Origin of the sequence: Erwinia tasmaniensis Et1/99, assembly GCF_000026185.1 — a bacterium.
Classification (GTDB): domain Bacteria; phylum Pseudomonadota; class Gammaproteobacteria; order Enterobacterales; family Enterobacteriaceae; genus Erwinia; species Erwinia tasmaniensis.
In genome coordinates, this window is record NC_010694.1 from 675,193 (window position 1) to 698,804 (window position 23,612).

24 protein-coding genes are annotated in these 23,612 nt (G+C 58.1%); all 24 read left to right on the forward strand.

Annotated features, from left to right (window positions below; genetic code table 11):
* The first annotated feature begins 1 nt into the window (after position 1).
* The 24 genes from tssM to tssH all read left to right on the forward strand — a co-directional run bounded on the left by tssM (position 2) and on the right by tssH (position 23,611).
* A complete protein-coding gene (gene tssM, locus ETA_RS04175; protein ID WP_012440363.1) occupies positions 2-3,631 on the forward strand; it encodes a type VI secretion system membrane subunit TssM in 3,630 nt (1,209 codons plus the stop codon).
* 16 nt (positions 3,632-3,647) lie between these two features.
* A complete protein-coding gene (gene tagF, locus ETA_RS04180) occupies positions 3,648-4,358 on the forward strand; it encodes a type VI secretion system-associated protein TagF (RefSeq protein WP_042958634.1) in 711 nt (236 codons plus the stop codon).
* Between the two features lie 17 nt (positions 4,359-4,375).
* Entirely contained in the window at positions 4,376-5,395 is a 1,020-nt protein-coding gene (tssA, locus tag ETA_RS04185; protein ID WP_012440365.1) for a type VI secretion system protein TssA, read from the forward strand.
* A gap of 62 nt (positions 5,396-5,457) precedes the next feature.
* Positions 5,458-5,994: a type VI secretion system contractile sheath small subunit gene (gene tssB / locus ETA_RS04190; protein WP_012440366.1), complete on the forward strand. Its 537-nt coding sequence runs from the start codon at positions 5,458-5,460 to the stop codon at positions 5,992-5,994.
* Positions 5,995-5,997: 3 nt separating this feature from the next.
* The gene (gene tssC, locus ETA_RS04195) at positions 5,998-7,500 is read left to right on the forward strand and encodes a type VI secretion system contractile sheath large subunit (RefSeq protein ID WP_012440367.1); all 1,503 of its coding nucleotides are present in this window, start codon (positions 5,998-6,000) and stop codon (positions 7,498-7,500) included.
* A gap of 62 nt (positions 7,501-7,562) precedes the next feature.
* Positions 7,563-7,772 carry a hypothetical protein gene (locus tag ETA_RS04200; protein ID WP_231853299.1) on the forward strand — a complete coding sequence of 70 codons (210 nt, stop codon included), beginning with the start codon at positions 7,563-7,565 and terminating at the stop codon, positions 7,770-7,772.
* A 272-nt stretch (positions 7,773-8,044) separates the two neighbouring features.
* The gene (locus tag ETA_RS04205) at positions 8,045-8,527 is read left to right on the forward strand and encodes an Hcp family type VI secretion system effector (protein ID WP_012440369.1); all 483 of its coding nucleotides are present in this window, start codon (positions 8,045-8,047) and stop codon (positions 8,525-8,527) included.
* Positions 8,528-8,606: 79 nt separating this feature from the next.
* On the forward strand, positions 8,607-9,086 hold the full coding sequence (locus tag ETA_RS04210; RefSeq protein WP_012440370.1) for a type VI secretion system amidase effector protein Tae4: 480 nt from the start codon (positions 8,607-8,609) through the stop codon (positions 9,084-9,086).
* On the forward strand, positions 9,071-9,439 hold the full coding sequence (locus tag ETA_RS04215) for a T6SS amidase immunity protein Tai4 family protein (protein WP_012440371.1): 369 nt from the start codon (positions 9,071-9,073) through the stop codon (positions 9,437-9,439). The genes ETA_RS04210 and ETA_RS04215 overlap by 16 nt, the downstream gene beginning before the upstream one ends.
* 148 nt (positions 9,440-9,587) lie before the next feature.
* Positions 9,588-9,719: a hypothetical protein gene (locus ETA_RS20535; protein ID WP_269446403.1), complete on the forward strand. Its 132-nt coding sequence runs from the start codon at positions 9,588-9,590 to the stop codon at positions 9,717-9,719.
* A complete protein-coding gene (locus ETA_RS20305; protein ID WP_331421874.1) occupies positions 9,716-9,988 on the forward strand; it encodes a lysozyme inhibitor LprI family protein in 273 nt (90 codons plus the stop codon). Before ETA_RS20535 ends, ETA_RS20305 begins: the two co-directional genes overlap by 4 nt.
* Before the next feature lie 67 nt (positions 9,989-10,055).
* A complete protein-coding gene (locus ETA_RS04220; RefSeq protein ID WP_042959254.1) occupies positions 10,056-10,388 on the forward strand; it encodes a T6SS amidase immunity protein Tai4 family protein in 333 nt (110 codons plus the stop codon).
* Between the two features lie 310 nt (positions 10,389-10,698).
* Positions 10,699-11,238 (forward strand): hypothetical protein, encoded by a 540-nt coding sequence (locus tag ETA_RS04225; protein ID WP_012440373.1) that lies wholly within the window; start codon positions 10,699-10,701, stop codon positions 11,236-11,238.
* Positions 11,235-11,642 (forward strand): putative T6SS immunity periplasmic lipoprotein, encoded by a 408-nt coding sequence (locus tag ETA_RS04230; RefSeq protein ID WP_012440374.1) that lies wholly within the window; start codon positions 11,235-11,237, stop codon positions 11,640-11,642. The genes ETA_RS04225 and ETA_RS04230 overlap by 4 nt, the downstream gene beginning before the upstream one ends.
* 147 nt (positions 11,643-11,789) lie before the next feature.
* Complete coding sequence (gene tagH / locus ETA_RS04235; RefSeq protein WP_012440375.1) at positions 11,790-13,619, forward strand: type VI secretion system-associated FHA domain protein TagH; 1,830 nt, start codon at positions 11,790-11,792, stop codon at positions 13,617-13,619.
* Complete coding sequence (locus ETA_RS04240; RefSeq protein WP_012440376.1) at positions 13,619-14,413, forward strand: PP2C family protein-serine/threonine phosphatase; 795 nt, start codon at positions 13,619-13,621, stop codon at positions 14,411-14,413. Before tagH ends, ETA_RS04240 begins: the two co-directional genes overlap by 1 nt.
* A 17-nt stretch (positions 14,414-14,430) precedes the next feature.
* Entirely contained in the window at positions 14,431-15,438 is a 1,008-nt protein-coding gene (locus ETA_RS04245) for a hypothetical protein (RefSeq protein ID WP_012440377.1), read from the forward strand.
* A 9-nt stretch (positions 15,439-15,447) separates the two neighbouring features.
* Positions 15,448-16,269 (forward strand): type VI secretion system accessory protein TagJ, encoded by an 822-nt coding sequence (locus tag ETA_RS04250; RefSeq protein WP_012440378.1) that lies wholly within the window; start codon positions 15,448-15,450, stop codon positions 16,267-16,269.
* The gene (gene tssE, locus ETA_RS04255) at positions 16,266-16,832 is read left to right on the forward strand and encodes a type VI secretion system baseplate subunit TssE (protein ID WP_012440379.1); all 567 of its coding nucleotides are present in this window, start codon (positions 16,266-16,268) and stop codon (positions 16,830-16,832) included. The genes ETA_RS04250 and tssE overlap by 4 nt, the downstream gene beginning before the upstream one ends.
* Before the next feature lie 17 nt (positions 16,833-16,849).
* Positions 16,850-18,724, forward strand: coding sequence for a type VI secretion system baseplate subunit TssF (gene tssF / locus ETA_RS04260; RefSeq protein ID WP_012440380.1), 1,875 nt, complete (start codon positions 16,850-16,852; stop codon positions 18,722-18,724).
* Positions 18,721-19,779: a type VI secretion system baseplate subunit TssG gene (tssG, locus tag ETA_RS04265; RefSeq protein ID WP_012440381.1), complete on the forward strand. Its 1,059-nt coding sequence runs from the start codon at positions 18,721-18,723 to the stop codon at positions 19,777-19,779. Before tssF ends, tssG begins: the two co-directional genes overlap by 4 nt.
* A 41-nt stretch (positions 19,780-19,820) precedes the next feature.
* Positions 19,821-20,549 (forward strand): DUF4225 domain-containing protein, encoded by a 729-nt coding sequence (locus ETA_RS04270; RefSeq protein ID WP_012440382.1) that lies wholly within the window; start codon positions 19,821-19,823, stop codon positions 20,547-20,549.
* Between the two features lie 31 nt (positions 20,550-20,580).
* On the forward strand, positions 20,581-20,901 hold the full coding sequence (locus ETA_RS04275) for a hypothetical protein (protein WP_012440383.1): 321 nt from the start codon (positions 20,581-20,583) through the stop codon (positions 20,899-20,901).
* A gap of 94 nt (positions 20,902-20,995) precedes the next feature.
* Entirely contained in the window at positions 20,996-23,611 is a 2,616-nt protein-coding gene (gene tssH / locus ETA_RS04280; protein WP_012440384.1) for a type VI secretion system ATPase TssH, read from the forward strand.
* Position 23,612 lies beyond the last annotated feature (1 nt).

Genomic DNA, 23,612 nt, shown 5'->3' on the forward strand with positions numbered 1-23,612 from the left:
GATGTTGAATATGCTGTTTGCCGTTTTAACCCATCGCCTGCTGTGGGGCTTTGTCGGGATCACCGCGCTGTCGTTTATTATCTGGGTCATCGGCCCGGTATTTTCGATTGCAGACTCGCGGCCGCTGGAGCCGGAAGTTAACCGCCAGATCAGTATCGGCCTGCTCTATCTGGTGTGGGCGCTGGGTAACCTGGTGCCGCGCCTGTATAACGCCTGGCTGAACCGTAAGCTGATGGGCAGCCTGAAAACCACCCCCGGCGAACAGCCGGACGGTGATAATCCGCGTCTGACCAGCGAAGATCGGGTGCTGGCGGAACGCTTTAGCGAAGCCTCCGAGCTGCTGAAAAAGGCGCACTTCTCCCATGCCGGTAGCCGTTCGCCGTTCTGGGCGCAGCGCTTCAGCCGCCAGTACCTTTACCAGCTGCCGTGGTATGTGATTATCGGCGCGCCGGGAGCCGGGAAAACCACCGCGCTGGTCAACTCCGGGCTGCAATTTCCGCTGGCCGACCGCTTTGGCAAATCCGCGCTGCGCGGCATTGGCGGCACGCGTAACTGTGACTGGTGGTTTACCAATGAAGCGGTGCTGCTCGATACCGCCGGACGCTACACCACCCAGGAGAGCCAGCAGCAGCAGGATGCCGGAGAATGGCACGGCTTTATTAACCTGCTGCGCAAATACCGGGGTCGCCAGCCGATCAACGGCGTGATCGTGACCGTCAGCGTCTCCGATCTGTTGACCCAGTCGGCAGAGGCGGCACGGCAGCAGGCGGTGGCGCTACGCCAGCGTCTGACCGAGCTGCATGAACAGCTGGGCATTCGTTTCCCGGTGTATGTGCTGGTCACCAAAGCCGATCTGCTGAAAGGCTTCCGCGCCTACTTTGCCAAATTCGACAAGGCCCAGCGCGAACAGATTTGGGGCTTCACCTTCCCGTGGGAACGGGCAAAGATGAGCGATTTTGACCTACAGGCGGCCTTCACCCAGGAGTACGCCCTGCTGCAACAGCGGCTGGATGCCGGGCTGCCGGATACGCTGCTCCAGGAGAGCGATAGCCAGGCGCGCGCCGAAAGTTTCCTGTTCCCGCAGGAGTTCGCCGCGCTGCGTCCGCTGCTGGCGGAGTACTTGGACACGGTGTTTGCCCTTTCAGATTTTGAAACCCAGTTCTCACCGCGCGGCATTTACTTTGCCAGCGGCACCCAGGAAGGGCTGCCGTTTGACCGGGTGATGGGCGAGCTTAACCGCGCCTTACAGCTGCCGCAGCAGGATGCGGCCAGCGGCCAGAGCGGAAGCTGGGACCAGACCAGCAAATATGCGCCGATCCCCGGCAACAAGGGGCAAAGCTTCTTCCTGAAAGACGTGCTGCAAAAAGTGATCTTTGCCGAGGCCGGGCTGGCGGGCAGCAACCGCTGGTGGGAGCTGCGCAACCGGGCGCTGCTGTGGTCGGGCTATATCGCCCTTGCCGCCGTAATGGTCATCAGCGCGCTGCTGTGGTTCACCAGCTACGGCAACAACAAAAGCTATCTGCAACAGGTGCAGGCGCGGGTGCCGGAGGTGGCGCGGCAAAGCGCTACGCTAGAGGGCAGCGAGCAGGGCGATCTGTTTGCGCTGCTGCCGTTCCTTAACAGCCTGCTGAAGCTGCCGGAAAGCAGTGAGTTTGACCTGAACTCGCCGCCGATAAGCCGCCGTATGGGGCTGTATCGCGGGGCCGAGGTCAGCGATGCCACCCAGGCGCTGTATCAGAAATCACTGAAACAGCTGCTGCTGCCGCAGGTGGCGCAGCTGATCACCGGCTGGCTGCGCAACGATAACGGCAGCGACGCCGACTACAGCTATGAAGCGCTGAAAGCCTATCAGATGCTGTATCAGCCGCCGCACTATGACGGCAAGTTCCTGCATGCCTGGCTAATGCTCAACCTGCAACGCAACCTGCCGCAAAACGTCACGCAGACGCAGCTAAAACAGCTGGAGTGGCACCTCAGCCAGCTGCTGGAAAATCAGATCCAGTCCTCTCCCTATGCGCGGGATGATGCGCTGGTAAAGCGCGAGCAGGCGCTGATTAATCAGATGCCGCTGTCACAGCGCGTCTGGGGGCGGCTCAAGCGCCTGCTGGAACGTGATGAAAGCCTGAAAGCGGTGTCGCTGGCCTCGCTCGGCGGGCCGCAGAGCGAGCTGGTATTCTCGCGCAAAAGCGGGCGCTCAATTGCCGATGGCATTCCCGGCCTGTTTACCCCGGACGGCTACTGGCAGAGCCTGGATAAACATATCGCGCCGGTCACCACAGCCCTGCATGACGATGACCGCTGGGTGCTGGGCGCACCGTCCAGCGGCGAAAGCCAGCAGCAAACCGATGCCGCGGTACGCCAGCTGTATATCGGCGACTATATCCGCCAATGGGACAGCCTGCTACAGGACATTCAGCTGAATAACAGCGCCGATCTCAGCCAGCGCATCAACAGCGCGCGCCTGCTCTCCAGCAATAACTCGCCGCTGCGCAGGCTGGTGATTAACCTCAGTCGCTACCTGGTGCTGGAAAAGCTGCCCACGGATGAGAAGCCGCCGGGCAAAGAGAAGGACGCAGAGGCCGATAACAGCGCCACCCGCACCCTACAGGCGCTGTTCCGCTCACGGCAGAACAGCACGGCGGCGGCGGCAGAGCAGGCACCTGAACAGGCGGTGGCCAACCACTTTGCGCCGGTTATCGAACTGGCGCAGCCGCTGGAGCAGGGCGGTAAAACCATCGCCTTTGATGACTTTCTTCGCCAGATAGATGACCTGTATCGCTATCTGACGGCGGTGCAGGATGCCGCCAACAGCGGCATGCCGCCGCCAGCGGGTGATGCCATCAGCCACCTGCAGGCCAGCGCCGGACGCTTACCCGGTTCGCTGCAAACCATGTTCTCCACGCTCGCGGTCGGTGCCAGCAGTGACGCCCAGCGCCGCGAACTGGAAAACGTGCGCAAACGCATCAGCAGCGAGGTCGGCGGCTTCTGCCGTCAGGCGATTGCCGGACGCTACCCGCTGGTGCGCTCGGCGCGCAGCGAAGTGACCCCGGATGACCTGGCGCGCATGTTTGCCCCCGGCAGCGGCCTGATGGACAGCTTCTTCCGCGATAATCTTGCCAACAAAGTCGATACCACGCAGTCGGCCTGGCGCTTTACGCCGGGCATTGACGGCAAGGGCATCGGCGGCGAAGACATTCTGCGCCCGTTCCAGCAGGCGCAAAGCGTGCGTGATGCGTTCTTTGCCAACGGTGCCACCACCCCGGCGTTTCGCGTGACGGTACGCACGCTGCGCATGGATAACGATATTCTTAACCTGACGCTGGACGTCGACGGCCAGCTGCTGCGCTACAGCCACGGGCCGCAGGCGGTACAGCTGATGAACTGGCCGGGCAGCGGCGGCACCAGCCAGGTGCGCATGCAGCTTGGACTGGCGAACGGCACCACCTCGACGCTGGTGACCAACGGCGTCTGGGCGCTGAATCGCTTCTTTGACCGGGCGCAGCTGGCGCCGGGCAGCAGCAGCCTGAGCCGCCAGGCCACCTTTAACGTAGACGGCCACCGCGTGACGCTGGAGTTCACTCCAAACAGCATCCGCAATCCGTTTCAGCTTTCCGGGTTCGCATGCCCGTAGCCGCAAGGAAATGATGATGAGCGAGACGCCCGCGATCGGCTGGTACGGCAAATTGCCCAGTGCCGGTGATTTTTTAAAACGCCGCTTCCCGGAGGCGCTGTTTAACTCATGGAGCCACTGGTTCCAGCTGGGGCTGCTGGACTGGAAGCAAAGCGAAGAACAGCGCCCGGACGGCGGCCGCCAGTTCGGCAACGCCCCGGTATGGAACTTCGTTGTTCCCCCGCTGCTCGGCAGTCGTCTGGTGCAAATGGGCTGTCTGCTGCCGGCGCGCGACAGCGTGGGGCGGCAGTATCCGGTCTGCGCGCTGCTTAGCTATAACCTGACGCAGTGGTCACCCCAGCGCCTGGCGCGGGCGGGTGAATGGTATCAGCAGCTGGGGCGCACCCTGCTACAGGGCGTACGCAACGGCTGTTCGGCTGAACGGCTCGACGAGGCGCTGCTGGCGATCCCCGCCCCACCGGAACCGGAGCACGGTGACGCCTCCGGCATTCTCGAGGCGATTGGCTACGACGATCGGCAGGATACGCTGGGCTGGCGGCAGGCGGCGGACTGCTTCAGCCCGCAGCAGTACACCAGCTTCTGGTGGACCAACCGCACCGATGGCTACCCGCTCTATACGCATCTGCACAGCGGCAACTTTACCAGCCAGCTGTTTAGCATGCTGTTCGACCCGGCGGAGGGCGCGAAGCCCGGCCGCAACGGGCTTTATCCTCCGATGTTTGAGTAACCGAGTAAGGAACCGCGATGGATCTTGAAGCGCTGCTGGCCCCGATCACGCCTGACCGCCCCTGTGGCGATAACCTTGAATATGACGCCGACTACATGGCGATGGACCAGGCCAGCGCCGGTAAAGCCGAACAGCAGTTTGGCGATACCATCATTCCGGCGGAACCGGCGGACTGGAACAAAGTCGAGCGGCTGGCGCTGGATCTGCTGGGGCGCAGCAAAGATCTGCGCGTGATGCTGGCGCTGACCCGCGCCTGGACCCAGCTCAAAGGGTTGAGCGGCTACGCCGACGGCCTGCATCTGATCCAGCAGGCGCTGCTGCTTTACTGGCAGCCGCTGTGGCCGTCACTGGAAGAGGACGGTATAGAGGACCCATTTTACCGCCTCAACGCGCTGGCGGCGCTGGGTGATAAATCGGCGCTGACCGCCGCGCTGCGCCAGGCTTCGTTGCTACGCTATGCCACCGATGAAATCAGCCTGCGCGATGCCAGTGGGCTGCTCGACGGCAGTAAAACCGAATGCCCCGGCTATCCCGGCGGCCGCGCCCGCTTACAGGATGAACTGGCGCGGGGAGGGCAGCCCGGCATTGAGGCGGTCGTCAAGATAAGTGAGCGGTTACTGACTATTCGCGAAACTTTGACTGAACGGCTGGGCGCGGGGGCGTTGCCGGAAATGGATCAGCTGCTGAAAACCATAAATAGCGTGGCTGCCGCCTGTCAGGCCACCGACCTCAGTACCCTGATCCCAGCGGTTGAAACTGCCGCCAGCAGCGCCACGTCTGCGCCAGCCGCCGCGCCTGGCGCACAGCAGCACGCCGACTGGCGCAGCGTACAGCTTAGCTCGCGCAGCGATGCGCAGCTGATGCTGGAAAAAGTGAAACAGTATTTTAGCCAGCACGAGCCAAGCCATCCCGCCCCGCTGATGATCGAGCGCGTACAACGCATGATAGAGCTGGACTTTATGGACATTATCCGCGATCTCGCCCCGGACGGCGTACACCAGCTGGAAACGATTTTCGGGCGTCGCGACCACTCATAGCCTGCATCGCCAGGCCTTAACCGCGTCACAATTTATAACGCGCACACACAATGGAGCAAACCATGGCAGTCAGTAAATCCAGTGGGCAAAAATTCATTGCCCGTAACCGCGCACCACGCGTGCAGATTGAGTACGACGTGGAAATCTATGGTGCGGAACGCAAAATCCAGCTGCCCTTCGTGATGGGCGTGATGTCCGACCTGGTCGGCAAACCGCTGGAGGCGCAGCCGGGCGTCGATGAACGTAAGTTTCTTGACATCGACGTCGACAACTTCGACGAACGCATGAAGGCGCTGAAGCCCCGCGTGGCGTTCCAGGCAGAAAACACCCTGACCGGCGAAGGGCGTCTCAACATCGATCTGACCTTCAACAGCATGGAAGACTTCTCGCCGGATGCGGTGGCACGCAACGTCGAGCCGCTTAACCAGCTGCTGGATGCCCGCACCCAGCTGGCTAACCTGCTGACCTATATGGACGGCAAGAACGGCGCGGAAGAGCTGATTGGCAAAATCCTCCAGGATCCAACGCTGCTGAAATCACTCAGCCATCTGCCGAAAGCTGACGATGCGCCAGCCGACGACCACGGCAACAAGGAGTAAGCGATGAGCAATCAATCCCAACAGTCAGGCGATTTGCAGCAGCAACAGGGTTACAGCGAGGACGCGTTCAGCGCGCTGCTGAATAAAGAGTTTCGCCCGAAAAGCGACCAGGCGCGCGCGGCGGTGGAGAGCGCGGTGAAGACCCTGGCGCAGCAGGCGCTGGAAAATACCGTTACCGTCTCCAACGATGCCTACCGCACTATCCAGGCACTGATCGCCGAGATCGACGAGAAGCTCTCGCTGCAAATCAACCAGATTATCCACCATGAAGACTTCCAGCAGCTGGAAGGCGCGTGGCGCGGTCTGAGCTACCTGGTCAACAACACCGAAACCGACGAGATGCTGAAAATCCGCTTTATGAGCATCTCGAAACAGGAGCTGGGCCGTACCCTGAAGCGCTACAAAGGCGTCAGCTGGGATCAAAGCCCGATCTTTAAGAAGATCTATGAGGAAGAGTACGGCCAGTTCGGCGGCGAACCTTTTGGCTGCCTGGTGGGCGACTACTACTTCGATCACGGCCCGCAGGACGTCGAGCTGCTGAGCGAAATGGCGCGTATCGGCTCCGCCGCGCACTGTCCGTTTATCACCGGCACCGCGCCGGGCGTCATGCAGATGGAGTCCTGGCAGGAGCTGGCCAATCCGCGTGACCTGACCAAAATCTTCCAGAACACCGAATACGCCGCCTGGCGCAGCCTGCGTGAATCGGAAGATGCGCGCTACCTCGGCCTGGTGATGCCGCGCTTCCTGTCGCGCCTGCCTTATGGCATCCGCACCAACCCGGTGGACAGCTTCGACTTTGAAGAGCAGACCGACGGCGCTAACCACGGTAACTACACCTGGACCAACGCCGCCTACGCGATGGCCGCCAATATCAACCGCTCGTTCAAAGACTTTGGCTGGTGTACCTCGATCCGTGGCGTCGAGTCCGGCGGGGCGGTGGAAAACCTGCCGTGCCACACCTTCCCGAGCGACGACGGCGGCGTGGATATGAAATGTCCGACCGAAATCGCCATCAGCGATCGTCGCGAAGCCGAGCTGGCGAAAAACGGCTTTATGCCGCTGGTACACCGCAAGAACTCCGACTTTGCCGCCTTTATTGGCGCACAGTCGCTGCAAAAACCGGCGGAATACCACGACGCCGACGCCACCGCCAACGCCCGACTGGCGGCGCGCCTGCCGTATCTCTTCGCCTGCTGCCGTTTTGCTCACTACCTGAAGTGCATCGTGCGCGACAAGATTGGCTCCTTCCGCGAGCGTGACGAGATGGAGCGCTGGCTGAACGACTGGGTGATGAACTACGTTGACGGTGACCCGGCTAACTCCTCGCAGGAAACCAAGTCACGCAAGCCGCTGGCTTCTGCCGAGGTGCAGGTGCAGGAGATCGAAGACAACCCGGGCTACTACGCCGCCAAGTTCTTCCTGCGCCCGCACTACCAGCTGGAAGGTCTGACCGTGTCGCTGCGTCTGGTGTCTAAACTGCCGTCGCTGAAATCGAACGACGCGTGATAAAGCGGGGTGGGGTGACAGAAAGGGGCGGTGATACCGCCTCTTTAGCGGGAGGAAAGCGGGTGTTGAGAAAATCGCTGCGCGGGTTATCGCGTATAGCGCTGACGTATCTGGCTTTCCTCGGTTTTATTGCCTGTGCTGGCTATTATGTTTTGATATTCGACTGGCATATTTCCGCGACTGCTACCGCATTGCATATTGCCCTGATGATCGTTGCTATAGCTGCCTTGATTGGCATTTATGGTATTGCAGAAAAACTCAGGTCAGCTTAACGGCCCACAGAAAATAACCAGCGCCTGGCCTGCTGGTAAATAAAGCAGGCTAAGCGTCATCAGGTTTAGCGATGAATAGTGGAAATATAATTGATCGCTATATCTTTCTGAATATCTCCCGCTTGGCGATATTCGGAAGCAGGGCAGAGGTAAATATAGAATATTTATTTTTATATTTATCTGTATGCTATATCAGTGCTTTATCTAAGCCCAAAGGTTTCCTGAAGGAAGCAGGGTAAAAGCAATAACTTAACTAATGAGAGTAGATAACCATGGCTATTGATATGTATTTGAAAGTTGACGGTATAACCGGTGAATCTAAAGATTCTAACCACACCGGCTGGATCGATGTGACTTCTTTCTCCTGGGGCGCTACCCAGCCGGGCAACATGTCCGTAGGCGGCGGCGGCGGTGCCGGTAAAGTGAACTTTAACGATCTGCACATCAATGCAAAAATCGATAAGGCGGTTACCGCGCTGCTGAAAAACTGCGCCAGCGGTAAGCACGTAGGCAAAGTCGAGGTCTCCGTATGTAAAGCGGGCGGCACTCAGATTGAGTACACCCGTATTACTCTGGAAGACGTGCTGGTCACCAACGTGCAGTTCGTCGGTTCCGACGGTGACGATACTCTGGGCGTAACCTACGCATTCCAGGCTGCCAAAGTGAAACAGCAGTACTGGGAGCAGAGCACCTCCGGCGGTAAAGGCGCAGAAAGCAGCGCTGGCTGGAATATTAAAGAGAATAAAGAAGCTTAATTATTCATCCCAATTGCCCATTCATGACTGAATGGGCAAGCTCATTTCTTCAGTGCTTTTAGTCGCATAAGGAAAGTTTATGGTAATAAGACCCGCTTTTTTACAGGCATGGCAGCGCTTCAGTGAGATAAATATCGATGTTTCATCTGTTGGAAAAAAGATAGGTGGAAATGTCGGTGCAAATATCACTCTAGGCGAACAGGACCCCGCACAGGGATTTACCAATGCCTGCGCGATAAGAATGAGTTACACGTTAAACTACTCTGGGGCTAAGGTCGAAAGGGGCGTCTGGAAAACGGTTTCAGGAGATGATAAAAATTGGTACATATACCGGGTGAAAGACCTGTTGACGTATATGCATAAAAAATACGGTAAACCTGACAAGATAGTAAAAAATCCAAAGCCCGGTGATTTTCAAAATCTGAAAGGGATATTGGTTTTTGCAGTCAATGGCTGGAGTGATGCAAGCGGGCATGCAACGTTGTGGAATGGGTCGGTTTGTTCCGATCACTGTTATTTCCCGATTTCGAATGAGGGGTCAATATGGTTATTAAAATAGGATGGGTTTTACTGGCTGCTGCATTATTATTTTCTATCCAAGCTGGCGCTAAGGCAGCCTATACCCCAAGTCAGTATTTAAAAAACTATGCGCTAAGTACCTGTATTTCTCAGGGGTATCAGAGTAAAGAGGTAAAAGAGGATGCCGCTGCTGCCGCTCGAGGCTATCTGGAATTTGGCGACTATTCCCTCGCAGCACACACGGCGGTTAGAAATCTGGGTAAGGCGTTTCTGGCTAAGGAATATACCAGTCAATCTGGTCAGCCGATGACGCTGGCAAAATGCATTGATTTCTATCATAGCGAGCAGTTGGATAAGCTGGTGAAGCAGTTTAAAGGTAAGCAGGACGATTGAATCGCCGTCTTATTCTCCATCATCTGGAATGTATCACCACCGCTATTGGCGAATGATGATATATATTGAATGCACCAAGGGTATAAATATGAATAGTCATTCAAGAAAGCATGTATAACAGCATAAATAAGCCCAAGTGGAGATAGATATGAACAAGCTATTATCACTTTCTCTTTTGACCTTTGCACTACAGGCGAGCACAGCTTATGCCATCGAAGATTGTTCTAAGGGCACAGGATTGATGCTGAAGTTAATGCCTGCGCAGAAAAAAACAGAATAGAGGCTGAAGCTGATTTAAACAAAGAGTATATTGCGGCTAAAAAACGCGTTGAGTCAACTTATGATAGTGACCCGGCCGAAAAGAAACAATATCTTGATACCCTGCTGGCAGCGCAGAGAACCTGGCTTAAATACCGTGAAAATGATTGCAAGCTGGCAGGTTTCGCAGCAGATGAAGGAACAAACGTTAGAATCGCCTTTATTAATATGTGTATCACCGATGCTAATCTTGAAAGAATAAAAAAACTGAAAGAGATCCCTTATGGGTAATCTATTTATTTACCTCTGCCGCAGACTGGCTATATTTGCTAAAAGCGTGTTTTTCTCTCTTTTAACGATGTTCTTCCTGATCCTCAGCGCAGAGGCAGACAATAAATATAGCCCACAAACGAATCTGAAAAACTACGCATTAAGCACCTGTCTGTCTCAGGGCTATCAAAACAAAGAGATAAAAGAGGATGCCGCCGCCGCTGCCCGTGGCTATCTGGAATTTGGTGATTATTCCCTGGCAGCACATACTGCGGCAAGAGAGCTGGGTAAGACGTTTCTGGATAAGCAGTATGGCAGTCAGTCAGGCGCACCGATGACGCTGGCGAAGTACATTGATTTTTATCACAGCCAGCAGCTGGATAAGCTGGTGAAAGAGTTTAAAGATAAAAGGGATGACTAATACTGTGATCGTTTTTCCCGACGCTACTGATTACTCAACATAATTGGCTGAACTGCTGTGAATGCCATGCAGTATGGAGACGGTACTGGCATGAAGAAGAGAGTTAGCCCCATGCCCGAACGAGCAACAGCCGTATTGTAAGGTTGTATAAAACGCGTATTGCAAAAAATAAATCTGTGTTTTATGAATAATGAAATTCTTCGACAAGAGTATTTATACCACAGGAATAGTGACACAAATATTCAATTAAATAGCCGAATTGAGAATGTATCGACGATTCTTCGGTCAGGGAAGATGAAGGAGTATTGAAATGAAATTAACCGTGGGTGATGTGAGGGGACTGACATCAGGTGAAATTAGCATGGCAATTTCGGTGTTTGGCAATGCAATAAATTATGCTTTTGTAAAAGTTCATAACGATAGTTATTTGCCATTTAACTTACAGTCAAACCGGGTGGCTATGACGCCTAATGGGGAAATCTACTTCAGGGAACCTTATTACAAGGATGACTTCTCTATTGCTCCAGCTGGAGACAAACACTGGTTTATTCATGAGATGGTTCATGTTCTTCAGCATCAAATAGGTATGAATGTCAGGCTCAGAGGAACTTTCAGTTGGGCGGCCAGCTATGAATATTCACTCCCTCCCGATAAGTTATTATCTGATTTTGGTATGGAACAGCAGGCATCAATAATATCTGACTATTATTACGTGAAGAGTTTCGGATTAAATAACTTTGACCGACTTTCTGGCTTTAGGGGGATTGTGGGGCCGGATTTAAAGCTAAAATATCAAAACACACTGCGAGTTTTCCTAACAAACCCACGCAGCCGGAGCGCTTTCTTATGAAAAAACCAGTGATTATCCCGATTGTGGCGCTACTTCTCACGGCTTGTCAGCTTGAAAAACCGCAGTTCGAACGGATGCAGGTCAGGGTTAACCACAACCAGCCGTGCTTTATTATCCCGCAGAATGCGGCCGATCGTCACGCGGCACTGACCAGCAATGGCCCGATGGTTTCCTGGTTTGATCAGCAGCAGTGGCAGGTAATTTCTCCGTCATCGGTGACAGCAGAAGATCGCGCCGTCAACGCCGGAGAATGTACTCAATGGCCTGGTATCAACTGGGATCCCGGCAGCTACAACGTTTTCATGCGCGTCAATGACCGCGCTTCTGGAGACATTATCCGCTATCGCGCTGATTTTTCTCTGCTAAGAAATCAACAAGGAGAACTTTCTCTCGGTTCGCAGTAATATTCAGACCATCCGCCTTCACCTCATTTCAGCCCCAAATCCAGCGCGTAAACTCCGCCGCTTTCCCCCAGAGCGGCGCAGTTTAACCGCCGTATTACCCTGCATCACCCATGCAGACGGGTCACTACCTAAACGCAGGAAAACGTTATGCGATTTACGATTATAACGAGCAAACCGGGCCAGCAGCCGCCGCAGAGCAGCTGCGACTTTCTGCCGCCCGGCGGCACTATTGGCCGTGGAGCCGATAACAACCTGGTGCTGCCGGATGACGACCGCACCATTTCACGCCTTCAGGCTATCGTACATATCAGCGCGACGGGCGAGTGCCACATCACCAATCGTGGCAACGTGACGCGCGTCCACCTGAATGATATTCCGCTGGAGCGCGGTCGCCAGGTCGAGCTCCAGGATGGCGATATCATCGGTATTGATGACTATCGCCTACAGGTCAGCGAACTGAGCGCCGCCGCGCTGCCGCTCAGTCAGCCGGTGTCCGCGCCCGCAGTGACGCGCCCGCAGCCGGTCGCCGCGCCGGTCGCTCCGGCGGCAGCTGCTGCACCCGCAGCGATCCCCAGCGAGATCTGGGACAGCCTGGCGCAGGAGTTCTCGATTTCCGATAACCTCTCCAGCCGCAGCAAAGCCAAACCGCCAGGCCAGGATAACCCGCTGACCGCTCCGGCCGCCGCCGAGCGCAACCCTGCCGATCCGCTGGCACAGCTGAAGCAGAACAGCGATCCGTTAAACCTCGATCGCCGCGATCGAACTCCCGACAGCCTGTTTAATCAGGATCCGCTGTTTAAACAGGACAGTATTTTTGATGACAGTACCCCCAGCACGCTGTTCCAGCCGCCGGGAGCCAAAAGCAGCGTCACGCATGACGCACGAGGGGATGAGCAGGATCCGCTGGCGCTGTTCGGCGCAGGCGCGGCGGCACAGGTCGATCGTGACGATCCGCTTGGCCTGATGATGGGCAGCGCGGTGCCGTTGACGCCGCCAGAGGATAAGCCGCAGCCGGGATCGCAGCCGCCGGTTAGCACGCCAGCGCCAGAACCCGTGCCGCCTGCCGGCGGGAAAAAAGCCTCCTCCGAACAGGAAGATCTGCCGCAGCCGGACAGTGATTTCAGCCTGTTTGGCGACGACAAAACGCCGCAGTCCGGTGAAGCCAGCTCGCCGCTGTTTGACGTGCCGCCAGCGGCTGCGGCCCAGCCCACGGCGTCCTCCTCCAGCGCTGACTACGGCGGTATTACCCTGCCGACCCCGCAGGCGCGTGCGCGCAGCAGCACTCCGCCACCGAAAGGGCGGCTCAGTATCGATCCGGTGGCGAACAGCGCCGCGCACAGCAGCGACGGCGGTGGTGAAATGCTGGACGGCGATCTGATGGCGGCGCTGATCGGCGGGATGGGGCTACAGGATCTGCAACCTACCCCGCGCTTCGATCAGCATGCGATGCAGGAGCTGGGGCAGATGCTCAGCATGTTCTCACAGGGCACCGTAGCGCTGCTCTCTTCACGATCGATCCTCAAGCGCGGCGTCAAAGCGGAAATGACGGTGATCCTCGACGAGGCCAACAACCCGTTCAAGCTGCTGCCGTCCGGCAAATCGGTGCTGATGCAGATGTTTGGCAGCCGCATGCCGGGCTTTATGCCGCCCAAGCAGTCGGTGCGCGATGCGCTGGTCGATTTACAGGCGCACCAGCTGGGGATGATCGCCGGTATCCGGGCGCTGATCGCCTCGATGCTGCAATCGTTTAACCCGCAGCAGCTGGAGGAGGAGGCGCGTCAGCAGGGCGTCACCTCGCGTCTGTCGCTGCCGGGCAGCCGCAAGGCGGCATTGTGGGACCACTTCAGCAAACGCTATAGCGAGACTGCCGGTGAGATTGAAGATGACTTCCATACGCTGTTCGGCGAAGCCTTCCTGCACGCCTACGATATGGAAGTCAACCAGTACAAAGACTCACAGATCAGATCGGAAGAATGATGAATATCACCTTAGCCTCAATGTCCAATCAGGGAGCGCGCGCCAGTAATCAGGATCAGGTCGGTGATATTGTCGGCGACCGCTCGGCCTGCTTTGTGGTGTGTGATGGCGTGGCGGGCCTGCCCGGCGGCGATATTGCCGCCAGCGTGGCGCGCGACACCCTGTTACAGCGTTTTGACGGTCAGCAGCACCTTAACGCCCAGCTGATCCGCCAGTATGTTAATGATGCCAACAGCGCCATCCGTCAACGGCAGAAAGCCGATCCGCCCCATCATCGTATGGGCACCACGCTGGTCAGCCTGTTTATTGACCGCGATTACCAGCTGGCCTACTGGGCGCATGCCGGTGACAGCCGCCTTTATTTATTCCGGCGCGGCTATCTCTATCATGTCACCACCGACCATAGCCTGGTGCAGCAGATGAAGGATGCCGGGCACCAGACCGACGGCATCAACGGCAACCTGCTCTATTTTGCCCTCGGCATGGGCGATGAAGACCGGGATGCCAGCTACAGCGACGTGGTGCCGATAGAAGATGGCGATGCGTTTCTGCTGTGTACCGATGGCTTCTGGCACGGCGTGTCGCAGCACCATATGCAGCAGGCGCTGCATATGGTCAACACGCCGCAGGAATGGCTGACGTTAATGCAGCAGATGATTAAAAAGAATGATGAACAGTCCAACGACAAGCAGGACAACTACAGTGCGGTTGCCGTCTGGATCGGTGAGCCACAGGACACCACGCTGCTGCATTCCCTGTCGGAAGCGGCACAATTTATTGCTCTGCGCGATTAATACAGGAAAAGGAACTTATGAAATATTGGCTGTCAGGTGCGTTCACCTTGATGATCGCGTCCAGCGCTTGGGCGCAGGATCACCGGCTGGTTCAGTCCCCGGCGCTTAAGCTGGATATCTGGATCGATAACGTGAAAAGTACCAGTGCCGAAAGCTGGTGCGCGCGTACACTGCCGCTGCGTATTGTTGCCAATGGCAAAAAAGATCCGGCGCTGCTGGATGACTACCTGCCGAAGGTGGGCAGCTTTTTGCAGAAGCAGTGCCCCGCGCTCAGCCAGATTAACTGGCAGATGAATGACGACGGCGGCAAAAAGCTGGCCGTAGGAAGCGCCAGCAAAGCACAGGGCTGGGCGGTGAAGACCGCGCTGGAAACGCCGGTGACTACGCCGCCAGTGACGCCAGAAACGCCGCCGCCAGCGCAAACGCCAGCGGTTGCATCAACCCCTCGCGCAGAGGATCTCTCACCCGCGGCGGATACCACCCCGTGGGTGCAGTTCAGCCTGTTGGACGGCTGTCATTTCCGCACGTTCTGGCGCGGCAGCAGCCAGACCAGCGCGCTGTTTGTCCCCGCCAAAGGCGGCGTCAGCTGCGGCAGCGACGGCTGGCTGAAGGGATCGGGCATTACCACCCAGTTGGGGCACGGCGCGGCGAAAAACCTGGCGATGACCTTCCTGCAGGGCTTCCCGATCGCCGGACTGAATGACAAGGCGCTGGGTAACAGTCTGCACATCGTGACGGTCAATAATCAGCGCATGGTGCTGAACGACAGCAGGCTGGCGGACAGCTGGATGGTGTTGCCTTATGCCCCCGAGCTAAACGGCTGGCAGGCGAACGGCGTGCTGGTGGTGCAGATCCCGGCGGCAGAGGCGGCGGATAACGGCACGTTGCAAAAACGCCTGAATGAGGTGCGTAACCTGTGGTCGCCGCTGCTGAAAAACAGTACCGATCTGACCATCAAACTGGTCGATGCGCTGCATCCGCAGCTCCAGGACCCGGCCGCCGGTGCCTTCCGTACCCTACATTAAGGACACGCCATGCACTCTCTACACCATCTGATGGACGGCCAGTCGCTGGCCGAAACCCTGGCGAGCCTCGAAAGCCAGATTAAACGCCAGCCCGCCGATGCCGATCTGCGCGCCAGCTTTGTCCAGCTGCTGTGCCTGGCGGGCAACTGGAGCCGGGCGCAGACCCAGCTGAAAAGCTGGCTTGCGCTGAAGCCGCAGGCACAGCCCACGGTGACGCTGCTGGAGCAGGCAATTAACGGCGAACGCCAGCGCGCGGCGGTATTCGCCGGTGAAGCCGCGCCACGGATGCCGGGAGCGGCCTGGGGTTGGGCAGAGCAACTGCTTGCAGCGCTGGCGGCCGATGCCGCAGGCGACACTGCCCGGGCGCAGCAGTTGCGCGCCGCCGCCTTAGACGAGGCGCAGCTCAATCCCGGCCAGCTTACGCACCAGAACCAGCAGCACGCCTTTGACTGGCTGACCGACGGTGACGGGCGGCTCGGCCCGATCTGTGAACTGATTGCCAACGGACAGTACAGCTGGCTGCCGTTCAGCGCCATCAGCGAAATGCGCTTTCAGGCACCGGTCAGCGTCACCGACTTGGTATGGCGGCATACGCTGGTCAGGCTGGTGGATGGCAGCGAGCAGGTGTGCCAGATCCCGGTACGCTATCCGTTCGGCGAACAGGCCGACGACCGCTACCGCCTGGCCACGCTCACCGAATGGCAGCCGCTGGCGGGCGACGACCCGCAGTTCAGCGGCCACGGTCAGAAATGCTGGTTCAGCGCCGATGCCGAATTCCCGCTGCTGGGCATGGAGACGCTGGCGTTTAGCGAAGCAGAGCCAGGCTTATGAGCCAGCACAGCGACGAGGGGCACAAGCTGCTGCACGGCGGTTACCGCCAGCGCCGCCAGCAGGAAGGGCTGAACGTGCGCGACAAAATGCAGCCATCGCTGCTCGACCGCTTAACCGACCACGCGCCGGACAACCCGCGTGAAGCGGCGAACAGCACCCTGATCTCGCACAGCGCGCTGCGGCGCAACGTGCTGCGCGATCTGCAATGGCTGTTTAATACCATTAACAATGAAGCGCAGCAGGATTTGTCGCCGTTCCCGCACGTGCAGCGCTCGACGGTGAACTTCGGCATTGCTCCGCTGGCGGGACAGCGCATGTCGGATATTGAATGGCAGGATATCCAGCGCAAGTTGAGCGCGGCGATCCTCAACTTTGAACCGCGCATTCTGCCCGCCGGGTTACAGGTGCGCTGCGTGTCCGACATCGGCTCGCTCGACCTGCACAACGTGCTGTCGATTGAGATCAAGGGCCGCCTGTGGTGCGTGCCGTACCCGCTGGAGTTCCTGTTTCGTACCGATGTGGATCTGGAAAACGGCCACTTTGCTCTGCGCGATATCGGTTAACCAAGAAGGTCAATTTCATGGACAGTAAGCAGCTCGACTATTACAACCGTGAGCTGGCGTATCTGCGCGAAATGGGCGCGGAGTTTGCCGGGCGCTATCCGAAGGTGGCTGGCCGACTCGGCATACGTGGCGACGAGGTCGCCGATCCCTACGTTGAGCGGCTGATGGAGGGCTTTGCCTTTCTTACCTCCCGCGTGCAGCTGAAAATGGACGCCGAGTTTCCGCGTTTCTCCCAGCGCCTGCTGGAGATGATTGCGCCGAACTACCTGTCGCCAACGCCGTCGATGGCGATTGCCGAACTGCAGCCGGACAGCCGTAAAGGGGATATCAGCAACGGTTTTCTGGTGCCGCGCGGCACCATGATGGACAGCCAGGCGTTGAAGCAGAATGGCGTCACCTGTAGCTACACCACCGCCCATGACGTGATGCTGCAACCGGTGCGCATCAAAAGCGTCGAGCTGGGCGGCATTCCGGCCGACGTGCCGCTCGGCGAGCTGGGGCTAAGCCAGCGCGGCGCGGTCAGCGCCTTGCGTATTCGTATTGCCTGTGATGAGAGCGTCACGCTTTCCCATCTCAGCTTTGACAGCCTGATGTTCTTTCTTAGCGGGCCGGATATGCAGGCGCTGCAACTGCTGGAGCTGGTGATGCAGCACTACGTGGGCGGCTATTGCCAGAGCCTGGGCAGCAGCCCGCAGCGCACGCCGCTGGGTGATGATGCGCTACGGCAGGAGGGGTTTGCGGCAGATCAGGCGCTGCTGCCAAACGATCTGCGCAACTTCGATGGTTATCGTCTGTTGCAGGAGTATTTCGCCTTCCCGGCGCGCTTCCAGTTTATCAGCATCGGCCAGCTGCGCCCGCTGCTCCAGGCCTGTGACCCGCAGGCGCGCGAATTCGATATCGTGCTGCTGCTGGACAGCGCCAACCCAGGCCTGGAGCGGGTGATTGACCACAGCCATCTGGCGCTGCACTGCACCCCGGTGATTAACCTGTTTCCAAAGGTGGCGCAGCGGCAAAAGCTCAGCGACAGCGTGCACGAATACCACCTGGTGGTGGATAACATCCGTCCGCTGGACTACGAAATTTACTCGGTGCAGAAGCTGTACGCCAGCGGCGAGCGCCAGCGCGAGGAGCAGCAGTTTCGCCCATTCTGGAGCACCTTCAGCGATGACGGCGGCAACTACGGGGCCTATTTCTCGCTGCGGCGCGAACAGCGCACCCTGTCCGAGCGTGCGCAGCGCTTTGGTACGCGCACAGGTTATGTGGGTTCGGAAGTGTTTCTTTCGCTGGTGGATGAGCACAACTCGCCGTGGCATGAAGATTTGCGCTATCTCACCGCCGAGGTGATGTGCACCAGCCGCGACCTGCCGTTACTGCTGCTGCAACAGCAGGGGCAGTTTGTGATGCCTGATTCGATCCCGGTGCGCCAGCTGACGCTGCGTAAAGGGCCAACCCCGCCGCGCCCGGCGCTGGCGGAGGGGAAAATCGCCTGGCGGCTGGTCAGTCACCTGCAAATGAACTATCTCAGCCTGATGGACGGCGACGACGGCCAGGGCGCGGCGGCGCTGCGCCAGATGCTCGGGCTGTATGCCAACCTCGCTGAAGCCGCCGCGGCGCGCCAGATCGACGGCATTCGCCACTGCCAGCTCAAGCCGGTGTTCCGGCGCGTGCCGGAGCCAGGCCCGATAGTCTTTGCCCGTGGCATCGGCATTGAGCTGGAGGTGGACGAGCAGGCGTTTTCTGGCAGCAGCCCGTGGCTACTCGGCAGCGTGCTGGAGCGGGTGTTCTCACGTCTGGTGGCGATCAACACCTTTACCGAAATGACGCTCACCAGCCAGCAGCGCGGGGATGTCGGCTACTGGGCGCCACGCATGGGCAAAAGGACACTGATATGACGCAGCAGCCCGCCGCGCAGGCGGAGAAGATCCACCGCCTGCATCGTCTGCCGCCGGACTTCTGGGCGGCGCTGTGCGCCACGCCGTGGCGCTACGATTTGTTCCAGCTGCTGCGGCGGCTGGATGCGCAGGGCGGCCAGCGCTATCCGCTGGGGCGTGCGCCGCTGCCGCGCCACGAGCCGCTGCGCATCGGACAGCGGCCGTCACTGGCCTTTGCCCCGGCGGCCATCGCCAGCGTCACGCCGCGTGACGGCAGCGCGCTGCACGATGTGTCGATCTACAGCTTTGGCCTGTTTGGCCCCAACGGCCCGCTGCCCGTCCATCTCACGGAATATGCGCGTGAGCGCAGCGACCACCATCAGGACAACAGCCTCAGTGCCTTTACCGATCTGTTCCACCATCGCCTGACGCTGCTGTTTTACCGCGCCTGGGCCGATGCGCAGCCCACGGTGGCGCTGGACAGGGCGGAAAAACGTCAGTTTGAGCGCTGGCTCGCCAGCCTGATCGGCATGGGGCAGCCGGGGCAGCTCAGGCAGGGCAGCCTTAGCCCGCATTCACGCCTGGCGCTGGCCGGGCATCTGACCCGACAGGCGCGCGATGCCGAGGGGCTGCAAAAAATTCTCAGCCACTACTTTCAGGTGCCGGTGCGGCTGGTGGAAAACGTTCCCCACTGGCAGCCGGTCGATCGCCGCGACCGCGCCAGCCTGGGGGCCGGGCGGCACAAGCCGCGACTCGGCGTGTCGGCGTTTCTCGGCGTGGCGGTGCGCGACGTGCAGCACAAGTTTCGTCTGGAGCTGGGGCCGCTATCGATGGACAGCTACCGGCGCTTTCTGCCCGGCGAACCCTGGGCGCAGCAGCTGCGCGACTGGGTGCGTCAGTACCTGGGCATTGAGTTTCTCTGGGAGGTGCGGCTTATTCTTGATGCCGCCGAGGTGCAGGGCGTCACCCTCGGCGGCGCATCGCGGCTGGGATACAGCAGCTGGCTGGGACGGCCGGCTATCCCACAGCACCGCAGCGATCTCACCTTTAGCCCGGAGCCACAGGAAAGTGTTTAGAAAATTTTTTGATAATATAAAAAAACAACAAGGAAGTGGTTATGTTTACAAGTGTCAGAAAATCTGAATTTGAAATTGTAGTAGATCAATTACGCCAGATGAGTTATTCACTTTCGCAAACCTGGCTTCCTCAAGGTGTAACGCGTTACCTTTTTCAGAAAGAGATTAATGATCTTATTCGTTACGTAAGCAATGAAGTGGATATTAACTGCCTGTCTGTACAGGGTGGCTATGAAATCATCAAAAAAGAGATGGATCGGTTAAGGCTTCAGGAGTTTGATATTATTTCTGGGAAAGTAAAACAATACTTAGCGATAGAAAAATCAGTTCGGGATAAAAAAGCCAATCTTTTTCTGAAACAGATAGGTTTTGTCAGCGGTGGTAGTCAGGTGTTTGCTGGTTTCGGTGTTTGTGCTGCATCCTTAGGGGTTGCATGTGCGACATACGGTACACCTCTGATTGTACATGGGATGAACAACACCTATGAAAGTGGTTATTACCTTCTGTACCGGACGGAAAAGCAAGGTTATACGCGTCAGGCCTATCGAGAAGTGGCGAAAAAGCTGGGATACAGTAATAACAAGGCGGACTTGGCCTATGCAAGCATTGATATTGCTTTGTCCGGCTATGGCATGGCGCGTAAGTTACCAAAGCAAGGCTCCTGGCGCTTGTTTAATCATATCAACTCTGATTTTTTTTCGGGGTTGGCAAGAGATGGGAAAAGTCCCTATGGCTGCGGAGTTAACAGGCGTTGCCTCTACAGCATATAGTATCCGTCAACTCAATTAGGTTGAATTTATTATGTACAGTGAAGTGACTATCTCTGACAACTCCTGGTTAATTACCCTCGGTTATGAAGTATGCTCGGTTGCCATTTTAGCTTTTTTTATCTTTTTGAGGTCTGGGCGTGAAATTACTTTCAGGCATCATAATTTATTTACCATTATAGTTGTGATGATTTTTTCATTTATCCAGTATCAGATTATCAAGTTTGGTGCTGACGATATATATCGCTTCTTTGGCTACGCCGCATGGGATGATTCTTCAATAAGATACTCTGCCATGTTCTTCTTTGTTGCTTATATTATTTTCGTTGTTGACTTTAAATCGTTAAAAAGATAACCCGATTAACGCTTATCAATCCGCCGTCTGATGATGATTGCACGCCGCGCAATCATGCCGTTTTTCAACAGAATACTCACTACCGGGATCAACCATGTCAGAAATCAGCCGCGCCGTACTGTTCGGCAAACTGGATACGCTGTTATTTACCTCTCTGGAGAGCGCCACCGCGTTTTGTAAACTGCGCGGCAACCCCTATGTGGAGCTGGTGCACTGGCTGCATCAGCTGATGCAGCATCAGGGCGGTGACCTACAGCAGCTTATCCGCCATTTTTCACTGGATGAAGAGGCGCTGACGCGGGATATCGTGGCGGCGCTCGACAGGCTGCCGCGCGGAGCCAGCGCGGTCTCTGACCTGTCCGAACATATCGACAGCGCGGTGGAACGCGCCTGGGTTTACGGCTCGCTGAAGTTCGGCGTACAGCAGATCCGCGGCGGCCACCTGCTGATCGGCCTGTTGAAAACCTTCAATCTCGCCAACCTGCTGAAAAGCATCTCGCCGCAGTTCAGCCGCGTCAGCGTTGACGTGCTGCTGGAGCAGTTTGAGCGGGTGTTTGGCGACAGCAAAGAAGCTCAGCAGGTCAGCATCGCGCCGCAGACCGCCAGCGGCGAGGTGCCGCAGCAGCAGGGAACCCTGGCGCAGTACGCCCAGGACCTGACGGCGCGCGCGCGCGATGGCAAGATCGATCCGGTGGCCGGGCGCGACCCGGAGATCCGCCAGATGGTGGATATTCTGATGCGCCGTCGCCAAAACAACCCGCTACTCACCGGGGAAGCCGGGGTAGGCAAAACGGCGGTGGTGGAAGGGCTGGCGCTGCGTATCGCCGCTGGCGAGGTGCCTGAACCGCTGCAACAGGTGCAGCTGTGGCTGCTGGATATCGGCATGCTGCAGGCCGGAGCCGGCATGAAGGGCGAATTTGAGGCGCGGCTTCAGGCGCTAATTAATGAAGTACAGTCCAGTCCAACGCCGATCGTCCTGTTTATCGACGAGATCCACACCCTGGTCGGCGCGGGCGGTCAGCAGGGCACAGGCGATGCCGCCAACCTGCTGAAACCGGCGCTGGCACGCGGTCAGCTGCGCACCATCGGTGCCACCACCTGGGCGGAGTACAAAAAGTACATTGAGAAAGACCCGGCGCTGACCCGCCGCTTCCAGACCGTGCAGGTGCACGAGCCGGACGAGGAGAAAGCGCTGCTGATGCTGCGCAGCACCGTCAGCCCGCTGGAACAGCACCATCGGGTGCTGCTGTTGGACGAGGCCGTTGCGGCGGCGGTCAGGCTCTCCCATCGCTATATTCCGGCGCGTCAGCTGCCGGATAAGGCGGTGGCGCTGCTGGACACCGCCTGTGCGCGCGTTGCCGTCAGCCAGAGCGCCCAGCCGCCGCAGCTGGAAGACTGCCTGCATCGTATTCACGCGCTGGAGATTGAGCGCGATATCGCCGGGCGCGAGGCGAAAGTCGGCATCGGCGAGGCCGGGCGTGTGACGCAGCTGGAACAGCAGCTGGCGGCGCTTGCTGAACAGCGCGGCAGTCTCAATGAGCGCTGGCAGCAGGAGCGCGCGCTGGTGGACGAGATTATCGCCCTGCGCGGGCAGCTAAGCGCAGAGGCGGCGGAAGACGAGGCGAGCCTGCATCGTGATCTTGCCGAACGCCAGCAGCAGCTGCATGAACTGCAGGGCGAAGCCCCGCTGCTGTTTTCGGCGGTGGATGCCAACGTGGTGGCGGCGGTGGTCGCCGACTGGACCGGCATTCCGCTGGGGCGCATGGTGAAAAACGAAATCGACGCGGTGCTTAAGCTGGCGGATACCCTTAACCAGCGGGTGATCGGCCAGCGCCACGGCCTTGACCTGATTGCCAAACGGGTACGCACCTCGCGCGCGCGTCTTGATGACCCCAACAAGCCGGTCGGGGTCTTTATGCTGTGCGGGCCATCCGGGGTGGGTAAAACCGAAACCGCGCTGGCGCTGGCGGAAACCCTGTACGGCGGCGAACAGAATATTATCACCATCAATATGAGCGAGTTCCAGGAGGCGCACACCGTTTCCACCCTGAAGGGCGCACCGCCGGGCTACGTGGGCTACGGCGAAGGCGGCGTTCTGACCGAAGCGGTGCGCCGCCGCCCGTACAGCGTTGTGCTGCTGGATGAAATTGAAAAGGCGCACCCGGACGTGCATGAGATCTTCTTCCAGGTGTTTGACAAGGGGTGGATGGAGGATGGCGAAGGGCGGCATATCGATTTCCGCAACACTATCATTATCCTCACTTCTAACGTCGGTACGCAGCTGATTAGCGCCATGTGTGCCGACCCGGAACTGATCCCGCAGCCGGACGATCTGGCCGCTGCGCTGCGCCCGCCGCTGCTGGAGGTGTTCCCTCCCGCCCTGCTGGGCCGCCTGCTGGTGGTGCCTTACTATCCGCTCAATGATGAGGTGCTGGCCAATATCGTGCGTCTGCAACTTCAGCGTATTCAGCGGCGGCTCGAGGAGAATCACGGTATCATCTCCGAAGTGGATGACAGCGTGATTAGCCAGATTGTTCAGCGCTGTACCGAAGTGGAGTCCGGCGGCCGTATGGTCGACGCCATTCTTACCAATACCCTGTTGCCGCAAATGAGCCAGATGCTGCTGTCTGCCAGCGCGCGCGACGAACAATACCGTCGCCTGCGCGTTACGTTACACCAGGGCGAATTCCAGTGTCAGTTTGAGGCGTAAA